At 72.6% G+C, this 12,031-nt stretch carries 13 protein-coding genes; 6 read left to right on the forward strand and 7 right to left on the reverse strand.

Annotation, left to right across the window (positions count from 1 at the left end):
• Window positions 1-190 precede the first annotated feature (190 nt).
• The 3 genes from AB0424_RS30705 to AB0424_RS30715 are packed head-to-tail and all read right to left on the reverse strand — an operon-like array spanning window position 191 to window position 3,193.
• The gene (locus tag AB0424_RS30705) at window positions 191-1,324 is read right to left on the reverse strand and encodes an Mrp/NBP35 family ATP-binding protein (protein ID WP_366310159.1); all 1,134 of its coding nucleotides are present in this window, start codon (window positions 1,322-1,324) and stop codon (window positions 191-193) included.
• 44 nt (window positions 1,325-1,368) lie between these two features.
• Window positions 1,369-1,932, reverse strand: a complete 564-nt coding sequence (locus tag AB0424_RS30710) for a DUF1003 domain-containing protein (RefSeq protein WP_366310161.1) — start codon at window positions 1,930-1,932, stop codon at window positions 1,369-1,371.
• Window positions 1,922-3,193, reverse strand: a complete 1,272-nt coding sequence (locus AB0424_RS30715) for a CBS domain-containing protein (protein WP_366310163.1) — start codon at window positions 3,191-3,193, stop codon at window positions 1,922-1,924. Before AB0424_RS30715 ends, AB0424_RS30710 begins: the two co-directional genes overlap by 11 nt.
• A 291-nt stretch (window positions 3,194-3,484) precedes the next feature.
• Between AB0424_RS30715 and AB0424_RS30720 the strand changes: the two genes are divergently transcribed.
• A complete protein-coding gene (locus AB0424_RS30720; RefSeq protein WP_366310165.1) occupies window positions 3,485-4,243 on the forward strand; it encodes a hypothetical protein in 759 nt (252 codons plus the stop codon).
• On the opposite strand, the gene AB0424_RS30725 is transcribed toward AB0424_RS30720, so the two are convergent.
• Complete coding sequence (locus AB0424_RS30725) at window positions 4,240-4,761, reverse strand: hypothetical protein (RefSeq protein ID WP_366310167.1); 522 nt, start codon at window positions 4,759-4,761, stop codon at window positions 4,240-4,242. The two genes, AB0424_RS30720 and AB0424_RS30725, sit on opposite strands and share 4 nt — an antisense overlap.
• A 13-nt stretch (window positions 4,762-4,774) precedes the next feature.
• A complete protein-coding gene (locus AB0424_RS30730) occupies window positions 4,775-5,902 on the reverse strand; it encodes a magnesium and cobalt transport protein CorA (protein WP_366310169.1) in 1,128 nt (375 codons plus the stop codon).
• Between the two features lie 418 nt (window positions 5,903-6,320).
• Between AB0424_RS30730 and AB0424_RS30735 the strand changes: the two genes are divergently transcribed.
• From AB0424_RS30735 to AB0424_RS30750, 4 genes are all read left to right on the forward strand, one after another.
• Window positions 6,321-6,905, forward strand: coding sequence for a suppressor of fused domain protein (locus AB0424_RS30735; protein ID WP_366310171.1), 585 nt, complete (start codon window positions 6,321-6,323; stop codon window positions 6,903-6,905).
• A gap of 139 nt (window positions 6,906-7,044) precedes the next feature.
• On the forward strand, window positions 7,045-7,686 hold the full coding sequence (locus tag AB0424_RS30740; RefSeq protein ID WP_366310173.1) for a DUF6758 family protein: 642 nt from the start codon (window positions 7,045-7,047) through the stop codon (window positions 7,684-7,686).
• Between the two features lie 147 nt (window positions 7,687-7,833).
• Window positions 7,834-8,697 (forward strand): PHP domain-containing protein, encoded by an 864-nt coding sequence (locus tag AB0424_RS30745; protein ID WP_366310175.1) that lies wholly within the window; start codon window positions 7,834-7,836, stop codon window positions 8,695-8,697.
• A 317-nt stretch (window positions 8,698-9,014) separates the two neighbouring features.
• The gene (locus AB0424_RS30750) at window positions 9,015-9,620 is read left to right on the forward strand and encodes a MarC family protein (protein WP_366310177.1); all 606 of its coding nucleotides are present in this window, start codon (window positions 9,015-9,017) and stop codon (window positions 9,618-9,620) included.
• Between the two features lie 114 nt (window positions 9,621-9,734).
• On the opposite strand, the gene AB0424_RS30755 is transcribed toward AB0424_RS30750, so the two are convergent.
• Window positions 9,735-9,887, reverse strand: coding sequence for a hypothetical protein (locus tag AB0424_RS30755; protein WP_366310179.1), 153 nt, complete (start codon window positions 9,885-9,887; stop codon window positions 9,735-9,737).
• A 175-nt stretch (window positions 9,888-10,062) separates the two neighbouring features.
• Between AB0424_RS30755 and AB0424_RS30760 the strand changes: the two genes are divergently transcribed.
• Window positions 10,063-10,992 carry an NYN domain-containing protein gene (locus tag AB0424_RS30760; RefSeq protein WP_366310181.1) on the forward strand — a complete coding sequence of 310 codons (930 nt, stop codon included), beginning with the start codon at window positions 10,063-10,065 and terminating at the stop codon, window positions 10,990-10,992.
• Here the strand turns inward: AB0424_RS30760 and AB0424_RS30765 are convergent.
• Window positions 10,976-11,881: an alpha/beta hydrolase gene (locus AB0424_RS30765; protein WP_366310183.1), complete on the reverse strand. Its 906-nt coding sequence runs from the start codon at window positions 11,879-11,881 to the stop codon at window positions 10,976-10,978. The genes AB0424_RS30760 and AB0424_RS30765 overlap by 17 nt on opposite strands.
• Window positions 11,882-12,031 lie beyond the last annotated feature (150 nt).

The raw sequence follows: 12,031 nt of genomic DNA on the forward strand, positions 1-12,031 counted from the left end.
AGCCCCGTCGCCGAGAAGGCCCAGCACGGCGACGGGGCTGGTCAGCTGCGACTTCACCACCATGCCGTCGGTGCACGTGATGGTGGGCCGCGACCAGCGCGGTGGCCGCTATGCCACGCCGCATGTGAACTCCTTCGATGATCCCGGGGAGACGAGGGGCTGGAACCTTCCTCATGCGACCGTACCGTGCCTAGAACTTGTTGCGGGGCGTGATGCCCAGGCTCATGCCCGAGAGGCCGCGCTGACGGCCGCCCAGCTTGCCGGCGATGGCGCGCAGGGCGGCGCCCGCCGGGGAGTCCGGGTCGGACAGGACGACCGGCCTGCCGTCGTCGCCGCCCTCGCGGAGCCGGACGTCGATCGGGATCGAGCCGAGGACCGGCACCGTCGCACCCGTGGTCTGCGTCAGACCGTCGGCGACCTTCTGGCCGCCGCCGGTGCCGAAGACGTCGACCATCTCGTCGCAGTGCGGGCAGGGCAGGCCCGCCATGTTCTCGACGACGCCCACGATCTTCTGGTGGGTCTGGACGGCGATCGAGCCGGCCCGCTCGGCGACCTCGGCGGCGGCCTGCTGCGGGGTGGTGACGACGAGGATCTCCGCGTTCGGCACGAGCTGCGCGACGGAGATCGCGATGTCGCCGGTGCCCGGCGGCAGGTCGAGCAGCAGGACGTCCAGGTCGCCCCAGTACACGTCGGCGAGGAACTGCTGGAGCGCCCGGTGCAGCATCGGGCCGCGCCACACGACGGGGGCGTTGCCCGGGGTGAACATCCCGATGGAGATGACCTTCACGCCGTTCGCGGACGGCGGCATGATCATGTTCTCGACCTGGGTGGGACGCCCGTCGACGCCCAGCATCCGCGGCACGCTGTGGCCGTAGATGTCGGCGTCGACGACACCGACCTTCAGACCGTCGGCGGCCATCGCGGCGGCCAGGTTCACGGTGACGGACGACTTGCCGACACCGCCCTTGCCGGAGGCCACCGCGTACACCCGGGTCAGCGAGCCGGGCTTCGCGAACGGCACCTCGCGCTCGGCGCCCGTGCCGCGCAGCGCCGCGGCCAGCTCCTTGCGCTGTTCGTCGCTCATCACGTCGAGCGAGACCTCGACGCCGGTGACACCCTCGACCCCGGAGACGGCCTCGGTCACGCGCTGCGTGATGGTGTCGCGCATCGGGCAGCCGGAGACCGTCAGGTAGACCGTGACGGCGACCCTGCCGTCCGGTTCGATCTCCACCGACTTGACCATGCCGAGCTCAGTGATCGGCTTGTTGATCTCAGGGTCGTTCACCGTCGCCAGTGCTGCGAGCACCGCGTCTTCCGTAGCCATACCGACGATGGTACGGCGCCGACCACCGGCCCATGAAAGAGCTGTCAACGGTCGGGTACGTCACTTCCCCGGCCGTCGCCGGACGGGAATAGATCCCGCCGCTCCTCCAGCTCCTTGATCAGGTCCTGCAGCTCGGAGCGGATCCAGTCGCGCGTCGCGACCTCACCCAGGCCCATCCGCAGCGCAGCGATCTCCCGCGTCAGGTACTCGGTGTCCGCGATCGACCGCTCGTTCTGCTTCCGGTCCTGTTCGAGATTGACCCGGTCCCGGTCGTCCTGCCGGTTCTGCGCGAGCAGGATCAGCGGCGCCGCGTAGGAAGCCTGTAGCGAGAGTGCGAGGGTCAGGAAGATGAACGGGTACTCGTCGAACCGCAGCGGCGGCGGCGCGAAGATGTTCCACCCGATCCAGACGACGACCGTCAGCGTCATCCAGACCAGGAACCGCCCCGTCCCCAGGAACCGGGCGATCCGCTCCGAGAGCCGGCCGAACGCCTCCGGGTCGTACTCCGGCAGCAGCCTGGCCCGCCGCTCCCGCGGCAGGTCGAGCCGGATGCGGGGGACCGCCCGCTCGCGCTCCCGCTCCCGGTCCTGTGTGCGCTCAGCCGCCATGCGGGATCCCCTCCTCGTGGAACTCGGTCTCCCGCCAGTCCTCCGGCAGCAGGTGGTCGAGCACGTCGTCGACGGTCACCGCGCCCAGCAGCGAGCCGCTCTCGTCCACCACCGGCGCCGCCACCATGTTGTACGCGGCCAGGTAGCTGGTGACGGCCGGCAGCGGGGTGTCCGGCCCGAGCGGCGGCAGGTCGCTGTCCACGAGCGAGCTCACCAGCGTGAACGGCGGGTCGCGCAGCAGCCGCTGGAAGTGCACCGTGCCCAGGTACTTGCCGGTCGGCGTCTCGTCCGGCGGCCGGCACACGTACACCTGCGCGGCGAGCGCGGGGGAGAGGTCCTGCTGCCGCACCCGGGCCAGCGCGTCCGCCACGGTGGCGTCCGGACGCAGCACGATCGGCTCGGTCGTCATCAGACCGCCCGCGGTGCGCTCCTCGTACGCCAGCAGGCGCCGCACGTCGGCCGCGTCGTCCGGCTGCATCAGGGTCAGCAGCCGCTCCTGGTCCTCCTCCGGGAGCTCCGACAGCAGGTCGGCGGCGTCGTCCGGGTCCATCGCCTCCAGGACGTCGGCGGCGCGCTCCTCCTTCAGCTTGCCGATGATCTCGACCTGGTCGTCCTCCGGCAGCTCCTCGAGGACGTCGGCCAGCCGGTCGTCGTCGAGGGCCGCTGCCACCTCCGCGCGCCGCTTGGGGGAGAGGTGGTGCAGGGCGTTGGCGAGGTCGGCGGGGCGCAGCTTCTCGAAAGTGGCGACCAGGCTCTCGGCGCCCTGACCGTCCTCCTCCAGGGAGAAGCCGGTGACGGCCGACCACTCCACGGTCAGCGTCTCGCCCTTGCGGCTCAGCACCCCGCCCTTCCCCTTGCGGACGAAGACCTTGTCGATCTCCCAGTCACGCCGGGCCGGCAGCTGCTGGATCGCGACGTCGAGGACGGTGACCTCCTCGTCGTCCTCCACCAGCCGGACGCGCCGGTCGAGGAGCTCGCCGAGGACCAGCCGCTCGGTGGGGCGCCGCTCGAACCGGCGCATGTTCACGACGCCGGTGGTGATGACCTGGCCGGACTGGACGCCGGTGACCCGGGTCATCGGGACGAAGACCCGGCGCCGGCTGAGCACCTCCACGACCAGGCCGAGCAGCCGGGGCGGCCGCCGGCCCACCCGGAGCATGGCCACCAGGTCGCTGACGCGTCCCACCTGGTCGCCGACGGGGTCGAAGACCGGTACGCCCGCGAGGTGCGAGACGAAGATCCGGGGGGCGCCTGCCGCCATGCCACGCGCCTCCTCGGTGCTGCACGATGCGAGTCGTCGGACGGCTCTGCCGGTGATGGCGGAGCTCTGCCGGGTTCAGGCTAGCCCGTGGCGTTCCGCGCCGCCCCGGCAGCGCCTCCGTACGGCTGCCTGCGGGGTCCGCCACCCGGCCCGGGTACGCTGCGGACTGCCGTCCCCCCCCCAGCGGCCCCCGCACCGGACCCGGCCCTTCCGCCCGGCCGGGAACGCGGCCGCGCCGGCATCCCGTACGGGCCAGGTCCCGTCGCCCCCACGAACCGAGAGGCAGCGCAGATGGCCGTCCGCACCCCGTCGTCGCGTATCCGCAGGGCCGTCGCGCCCCTGGCGCTCTGCGCCGGACTGACGGTGGGGCTCACGGCCTGCGCGGCCGACCCGGACGAGGGGACGAACGGGGTCGGCAGGCTCGCCGCGCCCGAGATCGAGCAGAAGGCGCAGACCGCGGCCGACACGGCGAAGGCGGTACGGCTCTCCGGCACGCTGGTCAGCAAGGGCGACACCTTCAAGCTGAACATGCGCCTCAAGCAGGACGGCGCCACCGGCTCGGTGACGACGAAGAACAGCACGTTCGAGCTGCTGCGCGTGGGCGACGCCCTCTACATGAAGGCCGACGCGGGCTTCTGGTCCCACGACGACAAGGCGACCCACGCGCCCACGGAGGCCGACACCGAGGCCGCCGACAAGCTCGACGACATGTACGTGAAGGTCCCGCAGGGGGACCCCTCGTACAAGCAGCTGCGCGGCTTCACCGACATGGGGCTGCTCCTCGACGGGCTGATCGGTCTGCACGGCGAGCCGGTGAAGGGCGACCGCGACCAGATCGGCGGGATCCGCACGGTCAAGGTCAAGGGCGGCGCCGACGGCGAGGGCGGCACCCTCGACGTGGCCCTCGAAGGCTCCCCGTACCCCCTGCAGTTCGCCCGCGGCGGCGGAGCGGGCGTCGTGGTCCTCTCCGAGTGGAACAAGGACTTCCCGCTCGCCGAGCCCTCCAAGGAGGAGACCCTCGACTACGGCAAGCAGCTGCCCCGAACCTAGCGGGTGTCCCGGCGCTTCTTCCCGCGGCCGAACAGCAGCCTGGGCAGCGCGGCCGGCACCGGGCGGCGGGTGACGGCCTCCGACGGCAGCGGGACGGCGGCCAGGGAGCCGTCCGGCAGCTCGGTGGTCGAGTCCCGCGGGTCCAGACGCAGCACGCGGCACTCGCGGGCCCAGCGGGCCGTCATCGCCTCGCCGTCCGGGGCGTTGAGCCGCTTGCCCTTCAGCTCGGCGACCGCCGCGTCCCACTCCTGCGAGCCGGGGGCGAGCTCGCGGACGGCGGCGGTCCAGGCGACGAGCCGCCCGCCCTTGTCCTTGCTGCGGACGGTCACCTCGGCCGTGCCGCCGTCGGGCAGGCCCGGGAGCGGCTGCTCGCCGGGGCCGTCGCCGACGACGTGCGCGGCGCCGTCGTGCCAGACGTGCCAGAGGGCGCGGGCGGGGCCGGTGCCGCGCACCCAGACGAGGCCGGACTTCTTGGTGGCCTCCTCGACGAGGGCGCCGGTGAGCAGCGTGTCGGTCATGGCCGCAGCCTATCTACAGCCAGCCGTTGCGCTTGAGGGTGCGGTGGATGGTGAAGCAGACCGCGATGATGCCGGTGAGCACCATGGGGTAGCCGTACCGCCAGTGCAGCTCGGGCATGTGGTCGAAGTTCATGCCGTAGACGCCGCAGACCGCCGTGGGGACGGCGACGATCGCCGCCCACGAGGTGATCTTGCGCATGTCCTCGTTCTGCGCGACGGTCGCCTGCGCCAGGTTGGCCTGGAGGATCGAGTTGAGCAGCTCGTCGAAGCCGACGACCTGCTCCTGCACGCGCGCGAGGTGGTCGGCGACGTCCCGGAAGTACTTCTGGATGTCGGGGTCGACCAGCCGCATCGGCCGCTCGCTGAGCAGCTGCATGGGGCGCAGCAGCGGGGTGACGGCCCGCTTGAACTCCAGTACCTCGCGCTTCAGCTGGTAGATCCGGCCGGTGTCGGCGCCGCGGCCGGCGCCCTTCGCGGCGGGCGAGAAGACGTCGATCTCCAGCTGGTCGATGTCCAGCTCGACGGCGTCGGCGACCGCGATGTAGCCGTCGACGACGTGGTCGGCGATGGCGTGCAGCACGGCCGAGGGGCCCTTGGCGAGGAGCTCCGGCTCGCCCTGGAGGCGGTGGCGGAGGTTGCGCAGGGAGCCCTGGCCGCCGTGCCGGACGGTGATGACGAAGTCGGGGCCGGTGAAGCACATGACCTCGCCGGTCTCGACGACCTCGCTGGTCGCGGTGAGTGCGGCGTGCTCCACGTAGTGGATGGTCTTGAAGACGGTGAAGAGGGTGTCGTCGTACCGCTCCAGCTTGGGCCGCTGGTGGGCGTGGACGGCGTCCTCGACGGCCAGCGGATGGAGCCCGAACTCGGCCGCGATTCCGGCGAATTCGGCTTCCGTCGGCTCGTGGAGTCCGATCCACGCGAAGCCGCCGCTCTCCCGTACCTGGCGCATCGCGCCGCGCGGGGTGAGGCACTCGCGGTCGTCGATCCGGCGCCCGTCGCGGTAGACGGCGCAGTCCACGACGGCGCTGGAGGCCGAGTGGTCGCGGGTGGGGTCGTACGAGGTGTACGTGGTGGGGGTCTTGCGCAGGCTGTGCCGCAGGCTCGGGCGGACGGCGGCGGTGAGGTCACGGATCATGGACATGGGCGTGCTCCTTCACGGATCGGCCGTCGGCGCGAGACGTGGCACAGCCCGGAATGGGGACGGGGAGGTACGTCGTCCACAAAGCGGGCGGCACCGGAGGGGCGCGGTGACGGCGGTCGCTACAGACAGGGAAAGGCGAGTTGCTCTTCCGTCGAGCGAGATGCCGGAGGGGCGGGTCCTTGCAGGACCCGGACGTCACCGGAGGAAGCGCACCGGGCGGGGGTGCGGAGCGGCGGAAGAGCGGCTGGTACTGCCCGATCGACTTCGGTCCATCGCAGTCCCACCTCCTCCGGCCGGTCCCCTGTCGGGGATGACGTGTGACGAGCAGTCGGGAATCCCGACCAGTGGCCAACACTATCAGCCGACAGAGGGTCAATCCCTTACTTTGCCCGTTCCATACGCGATCTATGCTCCCCGCATGGGAGAAGTTCTTGCACTGGTCGAGGCCCGGCTGCGGACGGCGCTCGGCGAACCGGACGCGCGGGCCGCGGTGACCTTCCTCGGCACGGACCGGATCGAGGTGCTGCGCTTCGTCGACGGCGACCTCGTGCGGTACGCGACCCTCGGGATGTCCGCGCAGCCGATGGCCGATCCGACCTCCGCGCTCGCCGACCCGGTGAAGGGCCCGCGCGCGGAGCTCGTCCTCACCGTCCGGGCCGGACTCGCCGACACCGACAAGGTGCTGCGTCCGCTCGCCGTCCTCGCCGCCACCCCGCAGGTCGAGGGGGTGATCGTGGCCCCGGGCGCCTCGCTGGACGTCGGCGACCCGCTCTGGCCCGGCGCGCCCTTCGGGTCGGTCCTGGTCGCCGAGTCCGGCGGCCTGGTGGAGGACCTGGAGCTCGACGAGCCGATGGACCCCGTCCGCTTCCTGCCCCTGCTCCCCATGACCTCCAACGAGGCCGCCTGGAAGCGGGTCCACGGGGCGAAGGCCCTGGAGGAGCGCTGGCTCGCCCGCGGGACGGACCTGCGCGATCCGCTGCGCCGGTCGGTGGAGCTGGACTGACGGAACGGACCCTCCCGCGGGCGCGCGCCCGCGGGAGCAGAGGCGCCCCGCCCACCCGGAGTGATCGTCCCGGGCCGGACGGGTGATCGTCCGTGGACGTCCTTGACGCGGGGCGGAAGAGCTAGGACCGTTGAGCCCTATGAGGGGCGAACCCAGTTGTCCGAAGTGCGGTGGCCGGGTCAGGGCGCCCGGACTCTTCGCCGACTCCTGGCAGTGTGACGTGCACGGCTCGGTGCACCCGCTCCAGCCCGTGATCCCCCCCAGCGTCGAGGCGCTCGGTGTCGTCGTGCACCGCTCCCACGTACCGGTGTGGATGCCGTGGCCCCTGCCCGTCGGCTGGCTCTTCACCGGGGTCGCGTACGCGGGCGACGACCGCAGCGGCGGCCGCGCGACGGCCGTCGCGTGCTCCGGTCCCGGGCCGCTCGGCGGGATCGGCGAGCTGCTCCTGGTCGCCGAGGAGCTCGGCGTCGGTCTCGGCGCCCGGTACGCCGGCATCGACGGACCCGACCCCGGGGCCGGCATGGCCATCGACAAGCCGCCCCAGACGAAGGTGCTCGCCGCCGGCCGCCCCACCCCGCTCTGGCACGTCAACGGCGCCCCGCAGGACCGCGCGGTCTTCGCCGGCGAGGCGCGCGGACTCTGGCTGTGGGCGATCGTCTGGCCCGAGCAGTCCGGCCTCCTCATGTACGACGAGCTGGTCCTCACCGACCTGCGCGACGCCGGAGCCGAGGTCGAACTCCTGCCCTGCGGCGCTCTGACCCCCCGGCTCCTCGGCCCCTAGGCACGTCTGCTCCGGATTTCGCCCGGGGGGCATCGAGACCCGCGGAAGGGGCGGCCCGGAGGGTGTGACGTTCCGTACGGGCGTGTTCGATTCGCCCGTTATGCTGGAGCGTCCCTCGTCCGTGCCGAGCCCCCGGAGTACCGCGTCGTGCGCATCGATCTGCACACCCACTCCACGGCCTCGGACGGTACGGATTCGCCGGCGGAGCTCGTACGGAACGCGGCCGCGGCCGGGCTCGACGTCGTCGCCCTGACGGACCACGACACCACCCGCGGCCATGCCGAGGCGATCGCGGCGCTGCCCGAGGGCCTGACCCTGGTGACCGGCGCCGAGCTGTCGTGCCGGATCGACGGGATCAGCCTGCACATGCTGGCCTACCTCTTCGACCCGGCGGAGCCGGCGCTTCTCGCCGAGCGCGAGCTCGTCCGGGACGACCGGGTGCCGCGCGCCCGCGCCATGGTCGCCAAGCTCCAGGAACTCGGCGTGCCCGTCACCTGGGAGCAGGTCGCCCGGATCGCCGGCGACGGCTCGGTGGGCCGCCCGCACGTCGCCGAGGCGCTCGTCGAGCTCGGGGTCGTACCGGACGTGTCGGGGGCCTTCACGCCCGCGTGGCTCGCCGACGGCGGCCGTGCGCACGTCGGGAAGCACGAGCTGGACCCGGTGGACGCGATCCGCCTGGTCAAGGCGGCCGGCGGGGTCACCGTCTTCGCGCACCCGCTCGCCGTCAAGCGCGGCCAGGTGCTGCCGGAGGCGTCGATAGCCCGGCTCGCGGAGGCCGGACTCGACGGCATCGAGGTCGACCACATGGACCACGACGAGGCGACGCGGGCGCGGCTGCGCGGGCTCGCGAAGGAGCTCGGGCTGCTGACCACGGGCTCCAGCGACTACCACGGCAGCCGCAAGACCTGCCGCCTCGGCGAGTACACCACCGACCCCGAGATCTACGGCGAGATCACCCGCCGTGCGGCGGGGGCCTTCCCGGTCCCCGGCGCGGGAGGATCCGCCGCCTAGGGCGCGCTCGGCGCCCGGGCCCAGGGCGCCGGCCTCCGGGAGCGATCCCGGAGGGCCTCCGTGCGCCGTGACCGCCCCCGGGTCCCGACCGGCCCCGTCGGGGATTTTCCCGGCCGGCCACCGCTCCGTGTCCGGTGCGGGGCCGAGGCCCGTCCCCGCCTGTCCGAGCGCCTTCCCGTCCCTGGTCCGCCCCCCGTCACGGCTCCGATCCGTGCGCGGGCGGCCTCCTCCCCGCCCTGCTTGCGGAACCATGTGTTCCGCATTTCGGGGCCAGGGATCACACCCCACTGTTCGACCTCTCCCGCAAGGCACCCCACGTGTTCGACGCCGCCGTCTTCGGCTCGCTGTTCCTGACCCTCTTCGTCATCATGGATCCCCCCGGGATCACCCCGATCTTCCTCGCCCTCACCTCCGGCCGTCCGGCCAAGGTGCAGCGCCGGATGGCCTGGCAGGCCGTCGCGGTGGCCTTCGGCGTCATCACCGTCTTCGGTCTGCTGGGCCAGCAGATCCTGGACTACCTGCACGTCTCCGTCCCCGCGCTGATGATCGCGGGCGGTCTCCTGCTGCTGCTCATCGCGCTGGACCTGCTCACCGGCAAGACCGACGAGCCGAAGCAGACCAAGGACGTGAACGTCGCCCTCGTACCGCTCGGCATGCCGCTGCTCGCCGGGCCCGGCGCGATCGTCTCGGTCATCCTGGCCGTGCAGAACGCCGACGGCGTCGCCTCGCAGGTCTCCGTCTGGACCGCGATCGCCGCCATGCACGTCGTGCTCTGGCTGACCATGCGGTACTCGCTGGTGATCATCCGGGTCATCAAGGACGGCGGCGTCGTCCTGGTCACCCGGCTCGCCGGCATGATGCTCTCCGCGATCGCCGTGCAGCAGATCATCAACGGCGTCACCCAGGTGATCCAGAACGCCTGAGCCGCGGCCCGCGCCGGCCGGGGCGGGCCGCTCCGGACACCACTGCGCCCCCGTACGGATTCCGCTGTCGCGAAGTCCGTGCGGGGGCGCGGTGCGTGGGGTGGACCCGACCTGTTACGAGGCCGCGGTCTCGGCGGGGCGGATCCAGATGCGCTGGCCGATCGCTGCGGCCTGCTGCACGATCCGGTTGACGGAGGCGGCGTCCACGACGGTCCGGTCGACGGGCGTGCCGTCGATGTCGTCGAGTCGCAGGATTTCGAAGCGCACAGGCTTCTCCCTTCGTCTGAGTTGATCCTCCTGATGGAGAACTGCGTTACACAGGGGTACAACGAGGTGCACCCTGCAAACATTCCTTACGCTAAAGAAAATTTTCGAGTGTCTAACTACTGACGGGTAGGGGGGTGTGGCGACCACGTCCCCACGGGCGGACAATGAGCCCCGTATGAACGACGCAGAGACCACTCAGGTGACCGAGACCGACGCCCGCCTGCGCGCACTCGACGCGCGCCTGGAGCGCACCAACGAGCTCCTCCAGCGGATGCTGGCCGAGGTAGCCAAGACCCCCTCCACCCACGCCATCTTCGTCGACGCGGGTTACGTCCATGCTGCGGCCGGGTTGCTTGTGGCGGGCACCGAGGACCGGCGCTCCTTCGACCTCGACGCGGAGGGCCTCATCGAGGCGCTCATCGACAAGGCCCGCACGATCTTCGCGGACAGCAGGCTGCTCCGCGTCTACTGGTACGACGGGGCCCGACGCCGCATCCACACGCCCGAGCAGCAGGCCATCGCCGAACTGCCCGACGTGAAGGTCCGCCTCGGCAACCTCAACGCCAACAACCAGCAGAAGGGCGTCGACTCCCTCATCCGCACGGACCTGGAGTCCCTCGCCCGCCACCGCGCCATCAGCGACGCGGCCCTCGTCGGCGGCGACGAGGACCTCGTCTCCGCCGTCGAGGCCGCCCAGGGTTACGGCGCCCGCGTCCACCTCTGGGGCATCGAGGCCGCCGAGGGACGCAACCAGGCCGAGGCGCTCCTCTGGGAGATCGACAGCCAGCGCACCTTCGAGCTGGACTTCTGCCGCCCGTACGTCACCCGCCGCCCCGTCACCACGTACGAGAACGAGGGCGAGCCGCCGCCCTCCCGCGAGGAGGTCCGGTTCGTCGGCGCCCAGATCGCCGCGACCTGGCTCGCCGAACGCGGCCGGGACCGCCTCGCCGAGCTGCTGCCGAGCGCCCCCTACCTGCCCGGGCCGGTCGACCAGGACCTGCTCGTCGAGGCCGAGCGGCTCCTCAGCCGCTCCCTGCGGGGGCACGCCTCGCTCCGGCGCTCCCTGCGGGACGGCTTCTGGCAGCACCTCAAGGCGCAGTTCTGACCTCGGTCGCCGCGCCGTCGCCCGCGGGGGAGTCCGCACGCTCCCAGAAGGCGGCGAGCCGCTCGGCCAGCTCCTCGGGATGCGACACGTTGGGGGAGTGGCCGGCGCCCGCCACCACCGTGTGGTGCGCGCCGGTGAGGGCCGCGGCCGCCGACAGGTCGGCCGGGGACCAGACGGCCTCGTCCGCCCCGTAGGCGATGTGCAGCGGCATCCGCAGCGCGGACAGCTCGGCCGTTCCGTCCCGGCCGTCCAGCAGGAGCCGTCCGGCCCCGGCCAGTTGGGCGATACGGGTCCGCATCCAGCGCCGCCGCAGGAAGGCGGTGAGCTCCGGCGGGTCCGCGGCGCCCGGTTCCTCGCCGCGGCTGTCCAGGAGGCACATCGCCTGCCACACGCGCTCCTTCGGGAGCAGCGCGAGGGCGCCGCGCAGCACCCGCACCCGGATCCGCTGCGGCCGGGCGACCGGGCCCGGGCCGGAGGAGAGCAGGGTCAGGGAGCGGAAGGCGCCCGGGGCGAGCGCGGCCGCGGCCCGGGCCACCAGGCCGCCGAACGAGTGGCCGACCAGGTGCACGGGGCCGTCGCCGAGGGCTGCCGCCTGCGCCACCGCGTCGAGCGCGAGCTCCCTGCGCCGGTACGCCCGCCGGCCGCGCGGTCCCGGCGACTCGTGCTGCCCGCGCCCGTCCACCGCCACGGCCCGGTATCCGGCCTCGCCCAGCGGTCCGAGCAGGGCCAGGAAGTCCTCCTTGCTGCCGGTGTACCCCGGCAGGAGGAGCACCGTCCCCCGCCGGCCGCCCGCCGGAGCCGCGTCCAGTACGGCGAAGTCGCCGCGGGCGGTGACCAGGCGTCGGGCGCGGGTGCGGGGCGGCAGTGCGAGGGAACGGGGCTTGCTCATATCTGGAGCGTAACGGCGGGAACGGGAGAGGGCCCGGGAGCCCTCCCCCTCCACGTGGAGCGGGTGCAGCGCATCCGCGACTCCGTGGCGACCCAGCCCGGTCTCGCGGTCTGCGGTGCCCTGTACGACGGCGTCGGCGTGGGCGTCTGC

The sequence above is a fragment of the Streptomyces sp. NPDC051180 genome, assembly GCF_040689545.1.
Classification (GTDB): Bacteria; Actinomycetota; Actinomycetes; order Streptomycetales; family Streptomycetaceae; genus Streptomyces.

What these genes read in the sequence shown, in the direction of transcription:
- AB0424_RS30710 (WP_366310161.1), bottom strand. Translation starts at nt 1,932, where the DNA reads ATGGCGGCTGAGCGCACACAGGACCGGGAGCGGGAGCGCGAGCGGGCG.
- AB0424_RS30720 (WP_366310165.1), top strand. Translation starts at nt 3,485, where the DNA reads ATGGCCGTCCGCACCCCGTCGTCGCGTATCCGCAGGGCCGTCGCGCCC.
- AB0424_RS30765 (WP_366310183.1), bottom strand. Translation starts at nt 11,881, where the DNA reads ATGAGCAAGCCCCGTTCCCTCGCACTGCCGCCCCGCACCCGCGCCCGA.
- AB0424_RS30705 (WP_366310159.1), bottom strand. Translation starts at nt 1,324, where the DNA reads ATGGCTACGGAAGACGCGGTGCTCGCAGCACTGGCGACGGTGAACGAC.
- AB0424_RS30760 (WP_366310181.1), top strand. Translation starts at nt 10,063, where the DNA reads ATGAACGACGCAGAGACCACTCAGGTGACCGAGACCGACGCCCGCCTG.
- AB0424_RS30730 (WP_366310169.1), bottom strand. Translation starts at nt 5,902, where the DNA reads ATGTCCATGATCCGTGACCTCACCGCCGCCGTCCGCCCGAGCCTGCGG.
- AB0424_RS30740 (WP_366310173.1), top strand. Translation starts at nt 7,045, where the DNA reads ATGAGGGGCGAACCCAGTTGTCCGAAGTGCGGTGGCCGGGTCAGGGCG.
- AB0424_RS30725 (WP_366310167.1), bottom strand. Translation starts at nt 4,761, where the DNA reads ATGACCGACACGCTGCTCACCGGCGCCCTCGTCGAGGAGGCCACCAAG.
- AB0424_RS30735 (WP_366310171.1), top strand. Translation starts at nt 6,321, where the DNA reads ATGGGAGAAGTTCTTGCACTGGTCGAGGCCCGGCTGCGGACGGCGCTC.
- AB0424_RS30715 (WP_366310163.1), bottom strand. Translation starts at nt 3,193, where the DNA reads ATGGCGGCAGGCGCCCCCCGGATCTTCGTCTCGCACCTCGCGGGCGTA.